The organism is Vulcanimicrobium alpinum (assembly GCF_027923555.1).
Lineage (GTDB): Bacteria > Vulcanimicrobiota > Vulcanimicrobiia > Vulcanimicrobiales > Vulcanimicrobiaceae > Vulcanimicrobium > Vulcanimicrobium alpinum.
On sequence record NZ_AP025523.1, the window covers coordinates 3,069,130 to 3,092,208 of the forward strand.

Genomic DNA, 23,079 nt, shown 5'->3' on the forward strand with positions numbered 1-23,079 from the left:
GCCAGGCCGTCAGGGGGAAGGTGCGGACTTCTTTGCGATGGTGCGAGCCGGAACGCCCGCGACGCGTTCGCCGGCGGGAACGTCGCGCGTCACCACGGCGCCGGCGCCGGTGAGCGCGCCGTCGCCGACGTCGACCGGCGCGACCAGCACGGTGTTCGAGCCGATGCGCACGTCGGCGCCGACCTGCGTGCGGTTCTTGCGCACGCCGTCGAAGTTCGCCGTGATCGTCCCGGCGCCGATGTTGGAGCGTTCGCCGACCGAGGCGTCGCCGAGATACGAGAGATGCGCGGCTTTCGCGCCTTCGGCCATCTCGGTGTTCTTGAGCTCGACGAAGTTGCCGATCCGCACGCCGGCGCCGAGCCGCGCGTGACCGCGAACGTGCGCGAACGGACCGACGCTCACGTCGTCGCCGATCTCGCTCGCGGTGACGACACTCTCGCGGATCTCGCAGCGCTCGCCGATCGCCGCGTCCGTGAGCCGAGCGTTGGGGCCGACGACCGTTTCGCTGCCGATGCGCGTCGCACCGCACAGCATCACGTTGGGCAGGATCGTCACGTCGGGTGCGATCGCCACGCCGGGCTCGAGTGAGACGGCGGCGGGATCGACGATCGTGACGCCGGCGCGCATGTGGTCCTCGCAGAGCCGGCGGTTGAGCACCGCGCGCGCGTTCGCAAGCTCGACGCGATCGTTTACGCCCAGCACCGAGCGGTAGTCGCTCGCCGGTACCGGAACGACGCGGCGGCCGGCGGCGATCAGCAGCTCGACCGTGTCGGTGAGATAGAACTCACCCTGCGCGTTGTCGCTTCCCACGCGCACGATCGCATCGCGCAACGCACCCTCGTCGTACGCATAGATCCCCGCGTTCATCTCGTCGACGGCGAGCTCGGCCGGCGTGCAGTCCTTGGACTCGACGATCTTCGCGACGGCGGCCGCGCCGGCCGAGCGGATGATCCGGCCGAAACTCGAGGGCAGCGGCATCCGCGCGGTGACCAGCGCGAGCGCGGTGCCGGCGTCGGCGTCGAGCGCGGCCTGCACGTCCGCGAAGATCTCCGCGCCGGCCAGCGGCATGTCACCGTAGGCGACGACGAGCGTTCCGTCGCGCGGCGGGAGCGCGTCGAGCGCGATGCGGACCGCGTGACCGGTCCCGAGCTGCTCGCGCTGCACGACCGTGCGCGCCCCGAACGCGGCGACCGACGGATCGAGTTCGGGGTTGGTCACCACCGTGACGTCGTCGACGCCGCCGGCGCGCAGCGCTTCGAGCACCCACCACAGCATCGGGCGTCCGCACAGCGCGTGCAGCACTTTCGGGCGCGCCGATTTCATGCGCGTCCCCTTGCCGGCCGCGAGGACGATCGCGCGTGCGCTCATGCCGTCCACTCCTTCTGTTCCTTCGCGCTGACGCCGCCGAGCGCGTCGAGTGCGACGCGGAACCGTTCGCGCACCAGATCGCGGCCGAGCAGTTCCAACGAGTCGTACAGCGGCAGGCCCGTCGTGCTGCCGGTCATCGCGACATAGTACACGCGCGAGAGGTCGCGGAACTTCACCGCCAGCGCCTCCGCGATGCCCTTGAGCACGCGTTCGATCGTCGCGAGATCGAAAGCGCGCTCGCCGTCGAGGCCCCACATCGCGAGCGCGAGCGCCTTGCGGACCGTATTCGCGTCGAGCTTCGCCGGCGCGAACGACTCCGCCGTCACCGGAATCCGGCCCGCGAAGAGGTACGCGGTGAGGGGCGCGAGATCGCTGAGCCGTTCGACGCGCGACTTCGCGAGCTCGGCGATCCGCGCGACGCGCTCGCGGCCGAAGCCCCAATAGCGCGTCCGCTCGATCAGCGCGTCCGTCGAAAGCATGCGCAGGTATTGACCGTTGAGCCAGTCGAGCTTCGCGACGTCGAACACCGGGCCGCCGTGCGAGATCTTCTCGAGGTGGAGCCGTTCGGCGAACTCCGCCACCGTGAACACTTCGTGACCTTCCGGCGGCGGGACGAGCAGCAGCCCCAGAAAGTTGAGCAGCGCGTCGGGCAGATAGCCCATCCGCTCGTAGAACAGGATGCCGGTCGGGTTCTTGCGCTTGCTGAGTTTGGATTTGTCGGGGTTGCGCAGCAGCGGCAGGTGCACGAGCTTCGGCGGTTCCCAGCCGAAGTACCCGTAGAGCAAGAGGTGCTTGGGCGCCGACGAGATCCACTCTTCACCGCGGATCACGTGCGTGATCTCCATGAGGTGATCGTCGACGACGTTGGCGAGGTGATACGTCGGCAGGCCGTCGGATTTGAGCAGCACCTGCATGTCGACGTCGGCGTATGCGAACTCGACGTCGCCGCGGGCGAGATCGTGCACGACGCTGACGCCTTCCGACGGCACCTTCATCCGCACGACGAACGATTCGCGCGCTTCTGCGCGCTGCGCCGACTCGTCCGCCGGCACCGCGAGACAGTGACCGTCGTATTTCTGCGGCACCTTCGCGGCGCGCTGCGCCGCCCGCATCGCGTCGAGCCGCTCGGCGGTGCAGAAACAGCGAAACGCGTGACCGTTCGCCAGCAGTTCCGCGGCGTACCGCTGATAGATTGCGGAGCGTTCGCTCTGGCGGTACGGGCCGTGCGGGCCGCCGACGTCCGGACCCTCGTCCCAGCGCAAGCCGGTCCAGTGCAGCGCGTCGAGGATCGCGCGTTCCGACTCGGGCGTCGAGCGGGCCTGATCGGTGTCCTCGATGCGCAGCACGAACTCGCCGCCATGCTTCTTGGCGAAGCAGAAGTTCACGAGAGCAACATAGGCCGTGCCGACGTGCGGATCGCCCGTCGGTGACGGCGCGACGCGCGTTCGCACGCGCCGCGCAGCGGGGGTTTCGCTCAAGCTATCCGACCAGTTCGCGGCGTTTTCCGCACTCGCGTTCGACGAACGCGATGATCTCCGAGAGCGGCGCTCCGGGGGTGAAGATCTCGCGCACGCCAAGCCGCTTGAGTTCGGCGGCGTCGTCGTTGGGGATCGTTCCGCCGCCGAAGAACACTATGTCGTCGGCGCCTTGCGCCTTGAGCTGTTCGACGACCAGCGGGAAGAGCGTCATGTGCGCGCCCGAGAGAATCGAGAGCCCGATCCCGTCGGCGTCTTCCTGGATCGCCGTCTGCACGATCTGCTCGGGGGTCTGGAAGAGCCCCGTGTAGATCACTTCCATCCCCGCATCGCGCAGCGCGCGCGCGATCACCTTCGCACCGCGATCGTGCCCGTCCAAGCCGGCCTTCGCAACGATCACCCGCAACGGCCGTGCCGGCGCCTTGGTAGTAGTCATTTGCAAAGCGCTCCGCTCTCGCTGCGCGCCCCCCACGCCTTCGGCGCGGGCTCCCCCGGCCGAGCTCGCAACACCGTGAGTGGCAGCGCACGATCCCGCTGCGCTCGCTCCGTCACCATCATCTTAGAACTGCGTTTGCTCCACGTAGCGGCCGTATACCTCGACCATCGCGTCGACGATCTCGCCTTCGGTGGCGACGTTGCGGACGCATTCGATGAGCGCGGGCATCACGTTGGCGTCGCCGGCGCAGGCGCGCTTGAGCGCGGCGAGCGACGCTTCGACCGCCGATCCGTCGCGACCGGCGCGGACGTCCTGCACGGCCCGGGCCTGGCCGCGCTCGATCTCGACCCCGATCTTGAGCAGGTCGGGCGACTGCACTTCGTCCGGCTTTTCGAACGCGTTCACCCCGACGATGACGCGATCGCCGGATTCGATCGACCGCTGATAGCGGTACGACGCATCGGCGATCTCGCGCTGCGGATACCCGGCCTCGACCGCCTCGATCATCCCGCCGAATTCGGCGATGCGGTCGAAGTAGTCCAGCGCCTGCCGCTCGATCTCGGCGGTGAGCGCCTCGACGTAGTACGAGCCGCCGAGCGGATCGACGACGTTGGTCACGTTCGTTTCGTATGCGAGCACCTGCTGGGTGCGCAGCGCGATCTCGACCGATTTCTCGGTCGGCAGCGCGAGGACTTCATCCATTGAGTTGGTGTGGAGCGACTGCGTCCCGCCGAGCACGGCCGCCATCGCTTCGTAGGCGACGCGCACGATGTTGTTCTCGGGCTGCTGCGCGGTCGCGCTGCAGCCGGCGGTCTGCGTGTGGAAGCGCAGTTGCCACGAGCGCGGATCCTTCGCGCCGTAGACGTCGCGCATCCGGCGCGCGTAAATCCGCCGCGCCGCACGGAACTTCGCGATCTCTTCGAAGAAGTCGCTGTGACTGTTGAAAAAGAACGACAGGCGCGGCGCGAACGCGTCGACGTCCAGCCCGCGCGCGATCGCGCCCTCGACGTACGCGAACCCGTCGGCAAGCGTGAACGCCAGTTCCTGCGCCGCCGTCGAGCCCGCTTCGCGGATGTGGTAGCCGGAGACGGAGATGGTGTTCCACTTGGGCATCTCGCGCGTGCAGAACTCCATCATGTCGATGATGATGCGCACGTGCGGGCGCGGCGGAAAGATCCACTCTTTCTGCGCGATGTACTCTTTGAGGATGTCGGCCTGGATCGTGCCGCCGAGCGCCGCGCGCGGGATCCCCTTGTTCTCGGCGGTGACGATGTACTGCGCCAGCGCGATCGCGGCCGGACCGTTGATCGTCATCGAGGTGGTGATCGCGCCGAGATCGATTCCGTCGAAGAGCGTCTCCATGTCGCGGATCGAGTCGATCGCGACGCCGCACTTGCCGACTTCGCCGAGCGCTTTGGGGCTGTCGGAGTCGTAGCCCATCAGCGTCGGCATGTCGAACGCGACCGAGAGCCCCATCTGACCCTGCGAGAGCAGGAAGTGGTAGCGCTCGTTGGTCTGCTTCGCGTTGCCGAACCCGGCGAACTGACGCATCGTCCACAGCCGCGAACGGTACATCGTCGGGTGGATCCCGCGTGTGTACGGAAACTCGCCCGGGGCGCCGAGGTCGCGCGTCAGGTCCAGCTGCGCAACGTCGGCCGGGCCGTAGAGCGGCTTGAGCGGGACGTCGGAGATCGTGCGGTCGGCCGCGCCCGACCCCTTGTCGCGGCGAACGGGGGCGGCTTCGGCCTTACGCTCCCAGCGTTCGATCAGTTCGCGGTATTCGGGGCTGGCGCCGGGGCCGAGCCCCGAGGCGCGATCGATCAATGTGGCCACGTGTCATCCCTTCGGCGTCGACCCCTCTCTTTCGCCCCGGCCCGACGGTTTCCCAAGCGTCGTCCGCCGGCGGCCGTCAGGCGCCTGCCGTCGCCCGCTCGCGGAACGTGAGTTCCGCGATCCCCGACTTGTCGAGTTCCCCGAGCCCGAGCGCGATCATCGCGTCGTACTGGCGCGCCGTCGCCTCGGCGAGCGGCAGGCGCAGCTGGAGGTCGCCGGCGAGCGCGGTCGCGATGTGCGTGTCCTTGGCGGCGTGCGCGGCGGAGAAGTACACGTCGTGTTCGCGGTTCTGCATATCGGCGCCGTCGGTTTCCAAGACGCGCGACGCTGCGCCCGTCTCTGCGAACACCTCGCGCAGCATCGTCAGATCGAGACCGAGCGCATCGCCCAGCCCGAGCCCCTCGGCGAGGCCGGCGGTGTTGATGTTCATCACCATGTTGACGAGCGCTTTGACTTTCGCGGCGTGACCGGCCGCGCCGATGTAGCGCAGGCTCTTGCTCAACGTCTCGAGCATCGGCCGCACCCGCTCGAACGCGTCGCGGCGGCCGCCGATCATCAGATACAGCGTGCCGTCGCGCGCCTGCGTGATCGAACTCGCCATGCAGGCCTCGATGCTCTGCGCGCCGTGCGCCTCGGCGCGCCGCTCGATCTCGACGTGGACGCTCGGCGTCACCGTCGCGCAGTTGACGAAGATGCGGTCCTGCGCGTGACGCAGCAGCGACGCGGCGCCGTCGTCGAAGATCCGCTCCATCGCGGCGTCGTCGCTGACGACGGTGATGATCGCGCCGGCCCGTTCGGCGACCTCCGCCGGCGACGACGCGGCGTGCGCACCGAGTTCGCCGGCCAGTTCCGCCGTGGTCTCCGGCCGGATGTCGTAGACCGCGGTCACGTCGTATCCGACGTCCCGCAGCCGGCGCGCCATGTTGGCGCCCATGCGACCCAGCCCCACGATCCCGATGCCTTCAGCACTCACCCGACGATCCTCTACAAGCCTTTGACGGTCGCACGGACGTCGTGGCGCGCGCGCACGTTCCCGAACGCCGCAACGCCGCCGTGCACGCCGTAGCGTTCGAGGACGCGGTCGGCGGCGGCGTACGGATCGAGATCGTCGCCGAGTTCCGCGATCGTCTCCTCGATGCGTCCTTCGAGCGTCCCCAGCGCGAGTTGGCGGACGCGGTGCGCGAACGCCTCGCGCCGCTTCGCGCGGATCGCACCGCTCGACCGCAGCCACGCATCGTGCGCGGCGATCGCATCCCACAGCACGTCGACGCCTTTGCCTTCGATCGCCTGGGTGGGGACGAGCGGCGGCACCCAGCCGCCGAAGTCGAGCATCTCCAGCATCGAGCGAATCTCGCGCTGCAATTGCAGGGCCATCGGGTGATCGCTCTTGTTGACGACGAAGACATCGGCGATCTCGAGGACGCCGGCCTTGAGCACTTGGACCGAATCGCCGCTGCCGGGCTGCAGCGCGACCAGCGTCGTGTCGGCGATCTCGGCGATCTCGATCTCCGACTGGCCGACGCCGACGGTTTCGATCAACACCACGTCTTTGCCGAACGCGTCCATGAGCGAGACGGCGTCGGCCGTCGCGCCGGCGACGCCGCCGAGATGGCCGCGCGACGCCATCGAACGGATGAAGACGTCGGGATCGGTGAAGTGCTCGGTGAGGCGGATGCGGTCGCCGAGCAGCGCGCCGTGCGAAAACGGTGACGACGGATCCACGGAGACCACGCCGACCGTTTTGCCGAGCCGGCGCACGTGGGTCACGAGCGCGGCGGAGAGCGTCGACTTGCCGACGCCGGGCGGCCCGGTCAATCCGATCGTCAGCGAGCGGCCCGTCTGCGGATAGAGCGTCCGGATCAGCGTCGCGCCGGTGCCCGATTCGCAGCGCGAGATCGCGCGTGCGAGAGCCCGTGATTCGCGCGCAGCGAAGGCCGCGAGCAGCGCCTCATCGGAACGGGCGATCGGAGCGGGCACATCCGGGGACATCGCGCGTCGCGTTCACGGACGCGCGCGCCGGTTCCCGTTTAGGCTGACTTGCGCTCTTCGGCGCTTTCGGCGATCTGCTCGACGGCCGCGGTCAAGTCGTTCACCGCGTGCTCGAGGTTGTTGAACTTCGCCGCGACCTTGCGCTGGTCGATGCGCCCCGTCAGCGGTTCCGTGACGTCCTGGATGAACGTGCGACGATCGACGCGGTCGCGCACGTCCTGCAAGAGCTGTTTTGTCGATCGTTCGTTCGTACTATCCATCGCTGGGAGGCTGATACCCCCCTCGCGGAGCGCGCGAAACGTGGGCCCGCTCGCTTTGCGCGAAGCACGGGGAGACCGCAGCCCGAACGCGTACCGGAGGGCGGTGAACTCGAGCGGTTACGTACGCACTCCCACGATCGCCGGCGATCGGATCGTCTTCGCATGCGAGGACGATCTGTGGATCGTCGGCGCAGGCGGCGGCATCGCGCGCCGTCTCACCACGACGGCCGGTGAGTCCACGCTGCCGCGGCTCTCGCCGGACGGAACGCAGCTCGCGTTCGTCGGCCGCGACGAGGGCCATCCGGAACTGTACGTGATGCCGGCCGACGGCGGCGTCCCGCGTCGCCTGACGTACCTCGGCGGCGACGCATTGTATACGTCGGGGTGGTCGCGCGACGGGCGCACGATCTTCTTCACCTCGGACGCGGGATCGCCGTTCATCAAGGAGACGCTGCCGTTCCGCATCGACGCCGCCGGCGGCGAACCCGCGGCGCTGGACGTCGGTCACGCGATGACCTGCGACGTCGCGGACGGCGGCGCGACGGTGCTCGGCCGCAACGCGATCGACCCGGCACGCTGGAAGCGCTATCGCGGGGGAACGGCCGGGCATCTGTGGGTTGACCCGCGCGGCGACGGCACGTTCGCGCGGCTCGGACGCGAGATCGACGGCAATTTGACATGGCCGATGTGGCTGGACGGCCGCGTCCTCTTCCTCTCCGATCACGAAGGGATCGGCAACCTCTACTCGCTCGACGCGGCGGGGGGCGATCTGCGCCGGCATACCGACGAGCGCGAGCATTACGCGCGCTTCCCGTCGACCGACCGAACGCGCGTCGTCTACGCGTGCGGCGGCGATCTCGTGCTGCTCGATCCGCGCGACGGCAGCGTCCGCCGCGTCGCCGTCGAGATGCCGTCGAACGCGCCGGAAACCGCGCGCCGCTTCGTCGACGCCGGCGATCTGCTCGACTCGTGGCAGCCGTCTCGCGACGGGACGACGCTTGCGCTCGCGTCGCGCGGGCGCACGTTCACGATGCCGCTCTGGGAAGAGGCCGTCACCGAACATCCGGCCGGCGCCGGCGACGATCCGACCGCCGTCGTGCGCCGCCGCGCCGTCAACTGGCTGCACGACGACAAGCGGATCGCGTACATCGACGATACGGCGGGATACGAACGGATCGCCGTCGCGCCGGTCGATCAGAGCGCGCCGGCCTCGTATCTCACGAACGACGATCACGGCATCATCCACGCGCTCGCGGCGTCGCCGGCCGGCGATCGCTTCGCGTTCGCGACCAATCGCCACGATCTGTGGCTCGTCGACGGCGGCAGCGCTCCGCGCAAGGTCGACACCAGCGTCGGCGAACGGATCGACGATCTCGCGTTCTCGCCCGACGGCGGCTGGCTCGCGTACGTGTGGTCGCCCAAAGCGCGCACCACCATCGTGCGTCTGCTCGACTGCGAGACCGGCGCGGTCGTCGACGCGACCTCGCCGCTGCGCGAAGACCGCTCGCCGGCCTGGGATCCCGAAGGCAAGTATCTCTACGTCCTCTCGACGCGCGATTTCCATCCGGTCTACGACGCGCTGCAGTTCGAGCTCAGTTTCCCCGAGGCGTCGCGTCCGTATCTGGTGACGCTGCGCACGGAGACGGCGAACCCGTTCGTCGCGAAGCCGGCGCCGCTGCACAAGGCGCACGACGACGACAAAGACGACGATGACGACGCCGACAAGAAAGACGTCACGCCCGTCCTCATCGACACCGACGGACTGCCGCTGCGGATGCTCGCGTTTCCGGTCGAGGAAGGCGCCTACGACCGCATCGCTGCCGGCAAAGCGCGCGCGTTCTTCTCCCGGTTTCCGGTGCGCGGGATCCGGCCCAACGCGCACGATCACGACGATCACGGCGGCGACCTGCTGGCCTACGACTTCGAGGAACAGCGCAGCGCGACGCTCGCGAGCGACATCGACGATTTTGTGCTGGGGACCGACGGCCGCACGCTGGTGTATGCGTCTCACGGGAAATTACGCGCGATCGACGCCGGCGGCGATCTTCCCGAAGACGCCGACGACGAGAAGCCCGCGCAGGACCCCGGGCGCCGCACCGGCTGGCTCGATCTCGCGCGCGTGAGCGTGCTGGTCGAACCGGCGGCGGAGTGGCGGCAGATGCTGCGCGAAGCATGGCGCTTGCAGCGCGAGAACTTCTGGGATCCGCAGATGGGCGGCGTCGCGTGGGACGCGGTGCTCGCGCGCTACGACGCGCTGCTGCCGAAGATCCGCACGCGCAACGAACTCTCCGACGTGGTGTGGGAGATGCAGGGCGAACTCGGCACCTCGCACGCGTACGAGTCGGGCGGCGACAAGCCGGTCCCGCCGCAATACAAGCGCGGTTTCCTCGGCGCCGACGTGGAGTGGAACGACGCGCTGCGCGGCTACACGATCCGGCGCATCCTCCGCGGCGACCCCTGGAACCGCGATGCCGACTCGCCGCTCGCGGAACCCGGCGTCGACGTGCGCGAAGGCGACACGATCGTCGGGATCGGCGGCCGCACCTTCGCGCCGGGCGTCGGCTTGGGCGCGCTGCTGGTAAACCTCGCTGGTCGCGACGTCGTGCTCTCGGTGGTACGTCCTTCGACCCGCTCAGGAGACGGTACGCCGCGACGCGTGCTGGTGCGGACGCTGCGCGACGAGCGGATGCTGCGCTACCGCGCGTGGGTCGACGCGAACCGCGCGACGGTGCACGCGCGCACCGGCGGCCGCGTCGGATACGTGCACGTCCCCGACATGGGGCCGTGGGGGTTCGCGGAGTTCCATCGCGGCTATCTCAGCGAGTTCGATCGCGACGGGCTGATCGTCGACGTGCGCTACAACCGCGGCGGCCACGTCTCGTCGCTGCTGCTCGAGAAGCTGGCGCGCAAGCGCGTCGGCTACGACGTCTCGCGCTGGACGCCGCCGCAGCCGTATCCCGACGAGTCGGTGCGCGGCCCGATCGTCGCGCTCACCAACCAGTTTGCGGGGAGCGACGGCGACATCTTCAGCCACTGCTTCAAACTGTACGGTCTGGGGCCGCTGGTGGGGATGCGGACGTGGGGCGGAGTCGTCGGGATCAACCCGCGGCACCGCCTCGTCGACGGCACCGAGACGACCCAGCCCGAGTACTCGTTCTGGTTCACCGACGCCGGCTGGGGCGTTGAGAACTACGGGACCGACCCGACCCACGAGGTCGACATCGCCCCGCAGGACAGCCGCGCCGGCCGCGACCCGCAGATGGACGAAGCCCTGCGCCTGATCCACGACGCCCTCGCCGCCGCCCCGCCCCGCCCTAGCTTCCCCCCGCCCCCAAACCGAGCCATCTCACGCTGACGGGGCGTCCTTGACCCCTCCCGAGGCGGCGTGATACAGTACGCGAGCCGAAGTAGGGCGGCGACGCCCTCACCGGATGCCTGCGGGCAATCCGGTCATCTCGAACAGCGAGGACCGCTTCGGCGTCTTCGCTATTTCATTTGTTCTTTCTGGAGAGTTTGTCATAGCACGACCGCTTCGCGTCAACGAGCAGATTAGAATCCGCCAAGTCCGCGTCATCGACGATGCCGGCCAGCAGCTAGGCGTCATACCGACCGAGGAAGCCCTCGGAATGGCGCGCAGCAAGGGACTGGACCTCATCGAGGTGTCACCGACCGCGGTCCCTCCGGTCTGCCGTATCGGTGATTACGGTCGTTTGAAGTACGAGCAGTCGAAAAAAGACAAAGAGGCGCGCAAGAAACAGCGCAACTGGGAGTTGCGCGAAGTCAAGCTGCGTCCCAAGATCGACGTCCACGACTACGAAGTCAAAGCGAAGATGGCGGAGCGCCTTCTTCTCGACGGCGGCAAGGTCAAGGTCACGATCATGTTCCGCGGACGCGAGATCACGTACACCGCGTTCGGAAAACGGCTGCTCGACCGGATCGCGAAAGATCTGGAGAATACCGCTCTGCTCGAACGCGAGGCGAAGCTCGAAGGCAAGAACATGTTTCTCATCCTCGCACCTCGTCCCACTCCGCTGGGTCCGCCGCGGTTCGTCCACTTGAAGACGGATACGGCGCACCACGATGTCGAGACCGCAGATCATCACGATGATCACGAGCCCGACACCGACCACGGCACGGACACGGACGCGGTCGCGACCATCGGGGGAGCCAGTGCCTAAAATCAAAACCCACCGCGGAACCGCGAAACGGGTCAAGGTGAGCGCCAACGGCAAGGTGACGCACCGCCACCAGTTTTCGGGTTGCGGCCACATCCTCAGCAAGAAATCGCGCAACCGCAAACGCAAGTTCCGCAAGGATCAAGCGGTGTTCTCCGGCGATCTGAAGCGCTTCGCGCCGCAGATTCCGTACCTGCTGTAGGAGACTGACACATGGCTCGCATCAAACGCGGTCTGCACAAGATCAAGCACCGCCGCAAGGTGATGAAGCTCGTCAAGGGCTTCCGCGCCGCGCGCCGCCGCAACTATCGCGTCGCCAACGAAGCGCTGCTGCACTCGCTGGCCTACGCGTTCCGCGACCGCCGCGTCCGCAAGCGCGACTTCCGCTCGCTCTGGATCGCGCGCATCAACGCGGCCGCGCGCCGCGAAGGCTTGTCGTACTCGAAGTTCATCGCCGGCCTGAAGAAGTCGGGTGTGGTGATGAACCGCAAGGCGCTCGCCGACCTGGCCGTGCACGACGCTGCGGCGTTCCGCCGTCTGCTCAGCCTCGCGAAGGACGCGCACAACACCACGACGACCGCGGCGTAGCGCGCAGCGCGCTTCGCCTTCACCCTGCACAAAGACGAGGCGCCCCCTGCGGCGCCTCGTCTTTTTTCAGCGTATGACGATCGCTTCGCTCACAGCGATCGTCCCCGCGCGCACAACGCTCGCGCGCAAGCCGCCGTGCTCGGCGAGGGTCGCGCGCAGCGGGATGCCGAGCAGACCTTCGAGATACGCGCACGGATCGCAGGGACGGACGCCGCGGAAGAGCGCGTCGCCGATCGCGAACTCGCGTGCGATCAGGCCCTGCAGCGCGACGCCGCGCGTGACGACGTTGCGCCGCAAGCGCGCCGGATCGATCGGCGCGATTCCGAGTTCGCTGCACAGCCGCTCGACCGCCTCGGCTTCGATGAACGTGATCTCGTTGACGTAGCTCGCGCGATACGACCAGTGTCCGCCACCCGAGGCATAGCGGTCGCCGGCGAGCCCCGCACCAGGCGACACGGCGATGCGATCGTGGCCGCGCATCGGTTCGCCCGCCGCGCTCGTGGTATAGATGCCGAGAATCATCGCGCGCCGCGTTCGCGCCGCGCCAGGTGCGTCCCGCGACCCGCAGAAGCGCGCCGGATGACGACGTGGAGGGGGGCCGCGTTCCTTGCGGGCACGGCGGCGTTCGCACTCGCCGGCTGCGGCGGGTCGCATCGCGACGAGCACGAGGAGACGGCCGGCCCGGCGCATCGGACGACGGTCAACCCGAGCACGTTTCCGCTCTATCGCGGCAGCGAAGTCTACGACGTCGTGCGCGTCGATCTGCGGCCCATGGCTGCGACGATCAAGAAGAACGACCCGTCATCGGAGACCGGCGAATCGTACGACGGACACGAAGTCGTCGCCGTGAGCGCCGCCCCGCTGAGCCGGCTGAACGCCTGGGTCCGCGAGCTCGCCTCCGCGCCGCCGCAGCGCCTGCACGTCTCCCGCCGCGCGGACGCCTCCGCCGAGGGCAGCCGCGACGTCCTGCGCTCGACCGGCGCGACGGTCACGACGTTCCGATCCGCGAACGAGTCGCGCGTCGTCATGCTGATCGTCCTCGACCCGAAGACCGTGCGCGCGAAGATCGGACCAGCGCTCGACGCGATCGAGACGTACCGGAGCGTCCCCGGGGTGATGCGCGGCGCGATCGACGAGGCGACGAAGAAACAGCTCGGCTACAGCGTCTCCGAGATGCTCGATCCCGGGAGCCCCGTCGGCGTCCTGGTGAACTCGGTGAAGGCGCTGCAGTCGCAGGACAAGCGTGCGATCGTGGTGATCGACGAGACGAAGGCCCGCTGACCGCACCTGGGGTTGACAGGGGCGCGAAGCGTTTGCTTGAATCAGCCCACATGCTCTCCGGCGCGTACTTTTATCGCTGGTATCCTCGCTGCACGCAAGTCGTGTCGGTCGAGTTCGGCATCGCGTAGGGAGCACGAAGATGATGCACCGCGAGCCCCTCGCCGAACCGGCGGGGGGCTCGTTCGTTTCGGACACGAGAACCATGATGAAGACCGCGCCCCACCTCCGCGTCCCCGGCGACAAATCGATCGCGCATCGCGCCGTCATGTTCGCCGCGCTCGCGCGCGGAACGTCGCGGCTGCGGAACGTGCCGGACGGGCTCGACGTGCTCTCGACACAGCGCGCGATGCGCGCGCTCGGCGCGACACTGCACGCAGACGGCGACACGCTCGTCGTCGAGGGCTGCGGCGGCGCGTTCCGCGCGCCGGACGAACCGATCGACTGCGGCAACAGCGGGACGACGATGCGGCTCGTCGCGGGAATCCTGGCAACGCGCGCGATCGACGTGACGCTCACCGGCGACGACTCGCTGCGCGCGCGGCCGATGCGGCGCGTCGCCGCACCGCTGGCGGCGTTCGGCGCGACGATCGACCTCAGCAACGGCTGGACCGCGCCGATGCGCGTGCGCGGGAACGGCGACGCGCGCGGTGCGGAGATCGCGGTGACCGTCGCGAGCGCGCAAGTGAAATCGGCGCTGCTGCTCGCCGCGCTCGGCGCGCACGGTCCGACGCGGCTCACCGGCGAACTCGCGACGCGCGACCACACCGAACGTCTGCTCGCAGCGTTCAGCGTGCACGTGCGCGCGGACGGCGGCGCATTGGTCCTCGACGGTCCGGCGATGCTTCACGCCGCCGAGATCGACGTCCCCGGCGACATCTCGAGCGCGGCCTTTCTGTTCGCGGCGGCCGCGGCGACGGCGGGCGGCACTGTCACCGTCGACGACGTCGGGCTCAACCCGACGCGCACCGCGTTCCTCGACGTGCTGCGGCGTTTCGGCGCCGAGGTCGAGGTGCGCATCGCCGCCGATGCGCCGGAGCCACGCGGCTCCGTCACCGTGCGCGGCCGCGCCCTGCACGCGATCGAGATCCTGCCGTCCGAAGTGCCGGGGCTCATCGATGAACTGCCGCTGGTCGGCGTGCTCGGCGCGTTTGCGAACGGGACGACGACGGTGCGCGGCGCCGCCGAACTGCGCGTCAAGGAATCGGATCGAATCGAATCGTTCGCCGCGGCGGCGCGCGCGCTCGGAGCCGACGTCGAGACGGCGCCCGACGGATTCGCCGTGCACGGGCCGGCGCGCTGGCACGACGGCGCGGTGGCGACCCATCACGATCACCGCATCGCGATGGCGTTCGCCGTCGCCGGACGCGTCGCTCGGGTGCGCGTGACGCTCGACGATCCCGACTGCGCCGCGGTCTCGTTCCCCAACTTCGCCGCCGCGCTCGAGTCGCTCGCGTGAAGCACGCCGCCGTGATCGGTCACCCGATCGCGCACAGCCGTTCGCCGCAGCTCTTCGCGCGGTTCGCGGCGGCGAGCGGGATCGCGCTGCGCTATGACGCCGTCGACGTCCCGCCCGAACGTCTCGAAGCGACGCTGCGCGCGTGGCGCGCCAATCCGGAGTTCGTCGGCTGCAACGTCACCCTTCCGCACAAAAAACGCGCGCTCGCGCTCGCCGACCGCGCCGACGAGAGCGCGCGCGCCTGCGGCGCCGCCAACGTGCTGACTCGCGTCGACGGCGCGCTGATCGCCGCGAATACCGACGTCGAGGGCGTCGAGGCTGCGCTGGCGCAGGCCGGCGTCGCGCTGCGCGGCGCGCGCGTCGCGATCATCGGCACCGGGGGCGCCGCACGCGCGGTCGCCGAGGCCGCGCGCCGCAGCGGGGCCGCGCAGATCGCCGTCGCCGGGCGCGGCGCGGAGCGCGCCGCCGCGCTCGCCGCGGCGTTCGGCGGCCGCGCGTGCACGCTCGCCGCCGTCCCGCTGAGCGACATCTACGTCAACGCGACGCCGGTCGGGATGGACGGAGGGCCGCAGCACTCGCTGCTGCCGGCCGACGCGCCCGGGAACGCGACGGCCTTCGATCTGATCTATACGCCCGAACGCACCCCGTTTCTGAACGACGCGTCGGCACGCGGGATGCGCACCGTGACGGGAACGGCGATGTTCCTGGCCCAGGGCGCCGCCACGTTCGCCCGCTGGTTCGGGTTTGCGCCGAAGGAGTTGCCCGTATGAGTCTGCGTCACTTGACCGCCGGCGAGTCGCACGGCGCCGCGCTGGTCGGAATCCTCGAGGGGATGCCGAGCGGCTTGCCGCTCGACATCGCAACGCTGCACGCGCAAGCGAAGCGGCGTAAACTCGGCTTCGGCCGCGGCAACCGGCAGACGATCGAAACCGACGAGGTGCGCATCCTCTCCGGCGTGCGGCGCGGCGTGACGATCGGGAGTCCGATCGCGCTGATGATCGAGAACCGCGACCACGTGCGCTGGGCGGAGATCATGCGCGTCGACGCGCCCGACGACGATGCACCGGCGGCGCGCGCGGTGCACGTTCCGCGGCCCGGCCACGCCGACCGCGTCGGCGGGATCAAATACGACCGCAACGACCTGCGCGACATCCTCGAACGCGCGAGCGCGCGCGAGACGGCGATGCGCGTCGCGCTGGGGACGATCGCACGCGCGTTTCTCGCCGAGGTCGGCGTGATGCTGACGAGCCGCGTCGTGCGGATCGGGCGCGCGGTCGACGAGTCGCCGTGGCACGACGTCCCGGTCGCCGAGATCGATGCGTCGCCGGTGCGCGCGCTCGATCCGGTCGCCGCCGCGGCGATGGTGCAGGAGATCGAACTCGCCCGGGCTGCGGGCGACGCGCTCGGCGGCGTCTTCGAAGTCGTCGCGTTCGGCGCGCCGGTCGGCCTCGGATCGTACGCGCAGTGGGACCGCCGGCTCGAAGCCGAAGTCGGGCGCGCGTTTCTCTCGCTCAACGCGATCAAAGGCGTCGAGATCGGCCTCGGGTTCGGCGCCGCGGCGCGGCCCGGTTCCGAGGCGCACGATGCCTACGAACCCGATCCGCAGACGCGCACGCGCTACCGCACCAACCGCGCCGGCGGGATCGAAGGCGGGATGACGACGGGTCAGCCGATCGTGGTGCGCGTCGGGATGAAGCCGATCGCGACGCTGATGAAACCGCTCGACTCGGTCGACCTACGCACCGGCGAGGCGGTGAAAGCGCACATCGAACGCGCCGACACCTGCGCCGTGCCGGCGGCCGCGGTGATCGGCGAATCGCTGCTCGCGCTCGTCCTTGCCGACGCGGTGCTCGCGAAGTTCGGCGGCGACTCGCTGGGCGAAGTGCAACAGCGCGTACGCGCCTGGGAAGCGACCGCGCGTGCCCGCTAACATCTACCTCTGCGGGCCGCCGGGCTCGGGGAAATCCGTAGTCGCGCCGCTCGTCGCGCAGCTGCGCGGGCTCGACGCCGTCGACATCGACACGCTGGTCGAAGCAAACGCCGGACGGCGGATCGCGCAGATCGTCGACGAGGACGGGGTCGCCGCATTCCGCACGCTCGAACGCGAGACGATCGCACGGGTCGCAGCGCGCGGCGACGTTGTGGTCTCGCTCGGCGGCGGCGCGCTCGAAGACGGCGCCAACCGCTGCGCGATCGCCGAGAGCGGGATCCTGGTCTTCCTCGACGCCTCGGTGGAGACGTGCGAGAAGAACGTCGCGCGGCATCCCGGGACGCGGCCGCTGCTGCGCGAGCCCGGCGCGCTCGCGCGCCTGCATCGCGAACGCCGCCCGCGCTACCTCGACGCCGCGATTCGCGTCGTCGTCGACGGCGCGACGCCGCGCGCGCTCGCGCAGTCGATCGACGCGGCGCTGCGCGACGAACGCGTCGTGCGGGTCGCGACGGCGAAGCCGTACGACGTCGCGATCGGTCCCGGCGTCCTCGAATCGATCGCGACGCGCGTCGCACCGCAGGCCGGCGGCCGCGCGGTGATCGTCGTCGACCGCCACGTCGAGGCGCTCGGCCTGCGCGTTGCACGCGCCTATCACGACGCCGGACTGCACGCGACGCTGATCGACGTCGACGCCGACGAATCGCTCAAATCGCTCGGCTCGATCGGTACGCTCTACGGCCGCTTCGTCGAGGCGCAACTCGACCGGCGCGGGATCGTGGTGGGGATCGGCGGCGGCACGATCGGCGATGCGGTCGGCTTCGCCGCCGCGACGTACCAGCGCGGCGTCCCGTTCGTCTCGATCCCGACGACCCTGCTCTCGGCGGTCGACGCGGCGATCGGCGGCAAGACCGCGATCAACCTCGACGCCGGCAAGAACCTTGTCGGAACGGTGACGCAGCCCGCGCTCGTCGCGATCGCGCCGCACACGCTGCGTTCGCTCCCGCAGCGCGACGTCGTCTCCGGCTACGGCGAGATGCTCAAGTACGGCCTGGCGCTCGACGCCGCGCTCTACCGGGCGCTGCGCGAGAGCGAAGCCGCCCTGCTCGCCGATCCGGCGACCGCGATCGACGCGATCGCGCGCTGCGTCGCGATTAAAGCCGAGATCGTCGCACGCGACGAAGACGATCGCGCCGGGATCCGCGCGATGCTCAACTTCGGCCATACCGTCGGGCACGCCGTCGAGAAGGTCGCCGGGTTCGGAACGCTGCGGCACGGCGAAGCGGTGATCGTCGGGATGCGCGCCGCGCTCGCGCTTTCGGTAGCACGCGGCGCACTCGACGACGCCGCCCGCGACGACGTCGACCGTCACCTCGCGAGCCTACCGGTCCCCGACGCGTGGCGCGGCCTCGACGCCGACGCGGTCGTGGCCGCGACCCGCGGCGACAAGAAGCGTCACGCCTGCGGCACGCAGTTCGTCCTGCTCGAAGCGCTCGGCCGCGCGCGGCTCGATGACGGCGTGCAGCCCGGCGACGTGCGCGCGGCGCTCCACCGGATCGGCCTCGGATGAACGTCCTCGTCGTCAACGGGCCGAACCTGAACCTGCTCGGCGAACGCGAGCCGGCGATCTACGGCCGCACGACGCTCGCCGAACTGGAGCGCGCCGTCGCCGAGCACGCGCGCGAACTCGGTCAGACGGTGCACTTCTTCCAATCGAATCACGAAGGCGCGATCATCGACGAACTGCACGCCCAGCGCCGTTGGGCGAACGCGGTGATCATCAATCCCGCGGCGTTCACGCACTACTCGTACGCGATCCGCGACGCGCTGCTCGCGATCAACCTGCCGTGCGCCGAGGTCCACCTCTCCGACGTCGACAACCGCCCCGAACCGTTCCGCAAGATCTCGGTGGTCCGCGGCGTTTGCGTGCACTGCTTCATGGGGCTCGGCGTGGGATCGTATCTTGCCGCGCTCGACGCGTTCGCGCGCGACGCGCGCGCGGCGATCCCGCCGGCGTGATCGCGCGGCGGCTCGGCCGCAGCGGACCGCAGGCCGGCGCGATCGCGCTGGGCTGCATGGGGATGTCGGAATTCTACGACGCGGTCGCCGACGCCGACGCGATCGCGACGATCCACCGCGCGCTCGATCTCGGGATGACGCTGATCGACACCTCCGACATGTACGGTCTCGGCGAGAACGAACGGCTCGTCGGACGTGCGCTGCGCGACCGGCGCGAGCGCGCCGTGCTCGCGACGAAGACGGGGATCGTGCGCCGCTCCGACGATCCCGCGTATCGCGGCGTCAACGGCCGGCCGGAGTACGTGCGCGACGCGTGCACCGCGTCGCTGCGAAGGCTCGGCGTCGATGCGATCGACCTCTACTACCTGCATCGCGTCGACCCCGCCGTCCCGATCGAAGAGACGGTCGGCGCGATGGCGGAACTCGTCGACGCCGGACACGTGCGGCATCTCGGGCTCTCGGAAGTGCCGCCTGACCTGCTGCGCCGCGCGGCGGCGGTCGCGCCGATCGCGGCGCTGCAGAGCGAGTATTCGCTCTTCACGAGGGACGTCGAAACGAACGGCGTCCTCGCCGAAGCGCGTGAACTCGGCATCGCGCTCGTCGCGTACGCGCCGCTCGGGCGCGGGATGCTCACCGCCGCGATGCGTTCGACGGACGCGCTCGGCGCGCACGACCTGCGGCGCCGCGTCCCGCGCTTCGATCCCGGCAACTTCGAGCGCAACCTCGCACGCGTCGACCGCCTCGCGACGCTCGCAGCCTCGCTGCACTGCACGCCCGCGCAGCTCGGGTTGGGATGGGTGCTCGCGCGGGGCTCCGACGTGTTTGCCCTGCCGGGCTCTGAACGCGTTGCGCATGTCGAAGAGAACGCCCGCGCGGCGGACGTCGCGATCGACGCTCGCGGGCTCGCGCTCCTCGACGATCTGTTCCCGCCCGGCGCCGCCGCCGGCGCGCGCATCCGGCCGGCCGGCTGAACGCGCGAGCATCAGACTTTTCTCATCGCGCGCGGCTACGATCGCGCATCATGCGCCTCGCCGCCTTGACGCTCGCGGTTCTCTGCGCGGCAGCCTCGCCCGCCGTGTCAGCGCGCGCCGACGTCGAGTGGCGCGCCGATCCGGCCCGTTCGAGCGTCACGCTGACGGTGTCACGTCTGCTGGCACCGCGCGTCACCGGTCATCTGCCGATCGCCTACGCGAACGTCGTCACCGGCGACGGGGCAACGATCCCGCGAAGCGTCGTCGCACGGCTCGACGCCGCCGCGCTCGACACCGGCGACGCGGCGCGCGACGCGCAATTGCGCGGCGGCGCGTTCTTCAACACGCGCGCCTACCCGGCCATCGACTTCAGCGGCCGCCGCATCGTCCCGACCAGCCCGCATGCGTTCGCGATCGACGGCACCCTGACGATGCGCGGCGTGACGCACCCGCTCCATCTCGACGTGCACGAAGCCGGCGAACTCGGCGAGCCCGGAGGAGCACGGCGCATCCGGTACATCGCTTCCGGACGCTTCCGGCGCTCCGACTTCGGGATGACCTCGTTGCGCGGGCTCGTCGGCAACACGGTAGCGCTGACGATCGTCCTCGAAACGGTCAGCCGCTAACTGCGCGCGTCGATCAAGCGGTCTTCGTCGCGCGGCGGCTCGTCCAAGATCGCGTGCAGCATCGGCAGAAAACGCCCCGCCGGCGAGCGGCGCCGCTCCGGTTCGATCACGTCGTGCGAGGAACCCAAGCCGACCAGCCGGTGCACCTGCACGTGCTCGCCGCCGACCGCGCGCCAGCGCTTCACCAGATCGTCGATCGCGGCGTTGCTCACCGACGACTCGCTCGCGTTGCGCACGATCTCGATGTGACGCGCGCGCGGCGGCCCGGCGCGCGCGTCGGCGCGCAGCATCTCCGCCAGCGCGAGCCCGGCCGCGAGCGAGCGCGTCGTGTAGCGGTGGTAGCCGTGCGGCGGCAGGCTGCGGCCTTTGTCGATCAGGTCCCAGTACAGAAAGCGGTTCGGCGCGCGCTCCAGCAGCGCGCGCAGCCACGCGTTGAGGTCGGGCGGGACGCGCACGATCCCGAGAAAAGGCGCGACAGCGACGACGCGATCGATGCGCTCGTCGCGGTGCGCGAGGTGGAGGGCGAGCGCGGCGCCCAGCGAGTGGCCGACCAGCGTGACCTGCTCGCCGAGGCGCGCGGCGGCATCGACGATCCGTTCGCCCTGCGCGGTGAGTTCGCCGGCGGTCAACCCGGCCAGCGCCTCGGAGTTGCGGTCGGCGTGACCGTGGCGCGGAAGCCGCGGGATCAGCACGTTCTCGCCGCGCGCGTGCCGCACGCGCGCGAACTCGCGCCAGGTACGCGGGCTCGCCGTCAGCCCGTGCAGCAGCACGATGGCGTGCGCGGTGCGGCGGCCGTGATCGAGGACCGTCGAGCGCATCTCCTCGCCGAGCAGATGCTCCTCGCCTGCATCGAGCGCCGCGACGATCGCCTGCGCGTCGATGGTCACGGGTTCGCGAGCGCGATCAGCGCGAACCGCCGTTCGTGCGTCGCGAGTCCTTCGAATGCGAGCGCCGCGCGCAGCACGCTCACCGCCTCGCGGGCGAACGCGTGCGCCTCCGGCGATCCGACGGCGACGATCGCCGTCGCGCTCGCGATCAGATCGTCGACCGCGCGCACGACGCCGTCCTTGATCGCCCGCTGCGCATCGCGCTCGAGGATGCGCGCGCCGGCGGCGCCGCGCACGAGCATCAGCACGTAGTCGAGCGAGGCCGCCGTCGCGAGCGCGCGATCTTTCCCGGACGCGAACTCCGGCGTGTCGCCGAAATCCCGCACCGCGCGAATCAGCGCGCCCTGCAGCATGACGACTACGCGCGCCCGCTCAGCGCCCACAGCACGGCGACCTGAGATTTCGCATCGGGGAGTTCGTCGGCGCGGATCTTCCGCCACAGGTCGTCGAGCGCGAAGATCCCGATCTCGATCTCCTCGTGCTCGTCGGGTTCGGCGTCGCCGATCTCGTAGCCGTCGACGAGGCAGAAGTGCAGCAGCTCTTCGCAAAACCCGGGCGCGGAGAACGCCGACCACAGCCGCTCGACGCGCCGCGCGCGATACCCCGTCTCCTCACGCAGTTCGCGGATCGCCGCCTCTTCGGGCGTCTCGCCGGGGTCCATCCCGCCGGCGACGACCTCCCAGGTCTCGCGGCCGACCGGATGGCGGTACTGTTTCACCAGCAGCATGGTGTGGGGCTGCGGCCGCACGATCACGACGACCGCCTCCGAGTGCTCGACGATCTCCACCTCGTGCGGCGTGCCGTTCGTCCCGGTCAGCGTATCGAGGCGCAGGTTGAGGACGCGCCCGTCGTAGACGCGGCGCGTCTGCAAGACGTCCACGATCAGATGACGCTGGTGTTCGCGAGTTCTTCGAGGAGCGTCGGCCGGTGCGGCTCCCAGCCGAGTTCGCGCGTCGCCTTGCTGCTGTCGATGTTCTGATCGGCGGCGAGCGCGTCGGCGAACGGACCCATCTGCGGGCGCGCATCCTCGAGCGCGATGTGCTCGACGCGGCCGTCCCCGCCGGCGGCCCGCGACGCCGCGTGCGCGATCTCGACATACGGGACCGACGCGCCGCGGGTCGCGTTGTAGATGCCGCGCGCAGCCGGCTTCTCCACGACGTCGGCGTAGAGTTCGGCGAGCGCGTCGTGGCGCACGGTCGGCCAGCGATTCGCCCCGTCGCCGACGACACGCACGGGCCCGGTCCGTCCTTGCTCGACGAGCATCCCCGGGATCCCGCCCCCGTCGCCGTACACGAGGCCGGGGCGCAGGACGACGATCCGCAGACGATGGCGGTGCGAGAGGACGATCTCTTCGTGCTCGGGGCGCCACGCGACGAGGTCGAGCGGCGCGAGCGGCGCGTCCTCGTCGATGAGCGCGTCGCCGCGCGAACCGTAGACCCAGACACCGCTGGTGTAGACGAACGTGCGCCCGTCGGGGAGCGCGTTGAGCATCGCGACGAGCGCGTTGCGTTCGGCGGTCACGCCCTGCGCGGACGGCTCCTGCGCGCACGAGACGACCGCGTCGGCCTGTGCGACGGCACCGCGCAGGATGTCGAGATCGCGCAGTTCTCCGCGCACCGGCTCCGCGCCCAGCGCGCGCGCTTTCCCTTCCGACGCGTCGCTGCGCGCGAGCGCGCGGACGACGTGCGAACGCGCGCGCAGTTCGCGCACGACGCTCGAACCGACATATCCCGTTCCACCCAAGACGAACACCGGCACGGCGAGATTTCTCCTACGGTCGCTTCACGC

24 protein-coding genes are annotated in these 23,079 nt (G+C 70.1%); 12 read left to right on the top strand and 12 right to left on the bottom strand.

From position 1 onward, the window contains the following. Positions 1–9: 9 nt before the first annotated feature. From glmU to WPS_RS15735, 7 genes are all read right to left on the bottom strand, one after another. Positions 10–1,368, bottom strand: coding sequence for a bifunctional UDP-N-acetylglucosamine diphosphorylase/glucosamine-1-phosphate N-acetyltransferase GlmU (gene glmU / locus WPS_RS15705; RefSeq protein ID WP_317995401.1), 1,359 nt, complete (start codon positions 1,366–1,368; stop codon positions 10–12). Further along, positions 1,365–2,846 (bottom strand): glutamate--tRNA ligase, encoded by a 1,482-nt coding sequence (gene gltX / locus WPS_RS15710; RefSeq protein WP_317995402.1) that lies wholly within the window; start codon positions 2,844–2,846, stop codon positions 1,365–1,367. The genes glmU and gltX overlap by 4 nt, the downstream gene beginning before the upstream one ends. 1 nt (position 2,847) lies before the next feature. Next, positions 2,848–3,279 (bottom strand): cobalamin B12-binding domain-containing protein, encoded by a 432-nt coding sequence (locus WPS_RS15715; protein ID WP_317995403.1) that lies wholly within the window; start codon positions 3,277–3,279, stop codon positions 2,848–2,850. A gap of 123 nt (positions 3,280–3,402) precedes the next feature. Continuing rightward, positions 3,403–5,049 carry an acyl-CoA mutase large subunit family protein gene (locus tag WPS_RS15720; protein ID WP_405054968.1) on the bottom strand — a complete coding sequence of 549 codons (1,647 nt, stop codon included), beginning with the start codon at positions 5,047–5,049 and terminating at the stop codon, positions 3,403–3,405. A gap of 139 nt (positions 5,050–5,188) precedes the next feature. Further along, positions 5,189–6,085: an NAD(P)-dependent oxidoreductase gene (locus WPS_RS15725; RefSeq protein WP_317995405.1), complete on the bottom strand. Its 897-nt coding sequence runs from the start codon at positions 6,083–6,085 to the stop codon at positions 5,189–5,191. Between the two features lie 11 nt (positions 6,086–6,096). Beyond that, complete coding sequence (meaB, locus tag WPS_RS15730) at positions 6,097–7,089, bottom strand: methylmalonyl Co-A mutase-associated GTPase MeaB (protein WP_317995406.1); 993 nt, start codon at positions 7,087–7,089, stop codon at positions 6,097–6,099. Between the two features lie 50 nt (positions 7,090–7,139). Beyond that, positions 7,140–7,361, bottom strand: a complete 222-nt coding sequence (locus WPS_RS15735) for a hypothetical protein (RefSeq protein ID WP_317995407.1) — start codon at positions 7,359–7,361, stop codon at positions 7,140–7,142. Positions 7,362–7,464: 103 nt separating this feature from the next. Between WPS_RS15735 and WPS_RS15740 the strand changes: the two genes are divergently transcribed. From WPS_RS15740 to rplT, 4 genes are all read left to right on the top strand, one after another. Beyond that, complete coding sequence (locus WPS_RS15740; protein WP_317995408.1) at positions 7,465–10,716, top strand: S41 family peptidase; 3,252 nt, start codon at positions 7,465–7,467, stop codon at positions 10,714–10,716. 76 nt (positions 10,717–10,792) lie between these two features. Further along, positions 10,793–11,539 carry a translation initiation factor IF-3 gene (infC, locus tag WPS_RS15745; protein WP_317995409.1) on the top strand — a complete coding sequence of 249 codons (747 nt, stop codon included), beginning with the start codon at positions 10,793–10,795 and terminating at the stop codon, positions 11,537–11,539. A gap of 37 nt (positions 11,540–11,576) precedes the next feature. Further along, positions 11,577–11,738, top strand: a complete 162-nt coding sequence (locus WPS_RS15750) for a large ribosomal subunit protein bL35 (RefSeq protein WP_317995410.1) — start codon at positions 11,577–11,579, stop codon at positions 11,736–11,738. Between the two features lie 11 nt (positions 11,739–11,749). Then, positions 11,750–12,124 carry a 50S ribosomal protein L20 gene (gene rplT, locus WPS_RS15755; protein WP_317995411.1) on the top strand — a complete coding sequence of 125 codons (375 nt, stop codon included), beginning with the start codon at positions 11,750–11,752 and terminating at the stop codon, positions 12,122–12,124. Positions 12,125–12,190: 66 nt separating this feature from the next. On the opposite strand, the gene WPS_RS15760 is transcribed toward rplT, so the two are convergent. Beyond that, positions 12,191–12,646, bottom strand: a complete 456-nt coding sequence (locus tag WPS_RS15760; protein WP_317995412.1) for an MOSC domain-containing protein — start codon at positions 12,644–12,646, stop codon at positions 12,191–12,193. 57 nt (positions 12,647–12,703) lie between these two features. Between WPS_RS15760 and WPS_RS15765 the strand changes: the two genes are divergently transcribed. The 8 genes from WPS_RS15765 (at position 12,704) to WPS_RS15800 (ending at position 20,404) form a co-directional block, all read left to right on the top strand. Next, the gene (locus WPS_RS15765; RefSeq protein WP_317995413.1) at positions 12,704–13,405 is read left to right on the top strand and encodes a hypothetical protein; all 702 of its coding nucleotides are present in this window, start codon (positions 12,704–12,706) and stop codon (positions 13,403–13,405) included. A gap of 205 nt (positions 13,406–13,610) precedes the next feature. Beyond that, positions 13,611–14,861 carry a 3-phosphoshikimate 1-carboxyvinyltransferase gene (gene aroA, locus WPS_RS15770; RefSeq protein WP_317995414.1) on the top strand — a complete coding sequence of 417 codons (1,251 nt, stop codon included), beginning with the start codon at positions 13,611–13,613 and terminating at the stop codon, positions 14,859–14,861. Next, positions 14,858–15,631, top strand: coding sequence for a shikimate dehydrogenase family protein (locus WPS_RS15775; protein WP_317995415.1), 774 nt, complete (start codon positions 14,858–14,860; stop codon positions 15,629–15,631). Before aroA ends, WPS_RS15775 begins: the two co-directional genes overlap by 4 nt. Then, positions 15,628–16,791: a chorismate synthase gene (gene aroC, locus WPS_RS15780; RefSeq protein ID WP_317995416.1), complete on the top strand. Its 1,164-nt coding sequence runs from the start codon at positions 15,628–15,630 to the stop codon at positions 16,789–16,791. The genes WPS_RS15775 and aroC overlap by 4 nt, the downstream gene beginning before the upstream one ends. After that, positions 16,781–18,358, top strand: a complete 1,578-nt coding sequence (gene aroB, locus WPS_RS15785; protein ID WP_317995417.1) for a 3-dehydroquinate synthase — start codon at positions 16,781–16,783, stop codon at positions 18,356–18,358. The genes aroC and aroB overlap by 11 nt, the downstream gene beginning before the upstream one ends. Continuing rightward, complete coding sequence (locus WPS_RS15790) at positions 18,355–18,807, top strand: type II 3-dehydroquinate dehydratase (protein WP_317995418.1); 453 nt, start codon at positions 18,355–18,357, stop codon at positions 18,805–18,807. The genes aroB and WPS_RS15790 overlap by 4 nt, the downstream gene beginning before the upstream one ends. Continuing rightward, positions 18,804–19,778 carry an aldo/keto reductase gene (locus WPS_RS15795; protein ID WP_317995419.1) on the top strand — a complete coding sequence of 325 codons (975 nt, stop codon included), beginning with the start codon at positions 18,804–18,806 and terminating at the stop codon, positions 19,776–19,778. Before WPS_RS15790 ends, WPS_RS15795 begins: the two co-directional genes overlap by 4 nt. A 50-nt stretch (positions 19,779–19,828) precedes the next feature. Then, positions 19,829–20,404: a YceI family protein gene (locus WPS_RS15800; protein WP_317995420.1), complete on the top strand. Its 576-nt coding sequence runs from the start codon at positions 19,829–19,831 to the stop codon at positions 20,402–20,404. Here WPS_RS15800 and WPS_RS15805 read toward each other — a convergent pair. Genes WPS_RS15805 through WPS_RS15820 form a run of 4 tightly spaced genes read right to left on the bottom strand, consistent with a single transcriptional unit; the run spans position 20,401 to position 23,049 of the window. Continuing rightward, positions 20,401–21,291, bottom strand: a complete 891-nt coding sequence (locus WPS_RS15805; RefSeq protein WP_317995421.1) for an alpha/beta hydrolase — start codon at positions 21,289–21,291, stop codon at positions 20,401–20,403. The two genes, WPS_RS15800 and WPS_RS15805, sit on opposite strands and share 4 nt — an antisense overlap. Next, positions 21,288–21,644, bottom strand: coding sequence for a hypothetical protein (locus WPS_RS15810; RefSeq protein ID WP_317995422.1), 357 nt, complete (start codon positions 21,642–21,644; stop codon positions 21,288–21,290). The genes WPS_RS15805 and WPS_RS15810 overlap by 4 nt, the downstream gene beginning before the upstream one ends. 5 nt (positions 21,645–21,649) lie before the next feature. Next, positions 21,650–22,171 (bottom strand): NUDIX hydrolase, encoded by a 522-nt coding sequence (locus tag WPS_RS15815; RefSeq protein ID WP_317995423.1) that lies wholly within the window; start codon positions 22,169–22,171, stop codon positions 21,650–21,652. Between the two features lie 2 nt (positions 22,172–22,173). Further along, positions 22,174–23,049 carry an NAD-dependent epimerase/dehydratase family protein gene (locus WPS_RS15820; protein ID WP_317995424.1) on the bottom strand — a complete coding sequence of 292 codons (876 nt, stop codon included), beginning with the start codon at positions 23,047–23,049 and terminating at the stop codon, positions 22,174–22,176. Positions 23,050–23,079 lie beyond the last annotated feature (30 nt).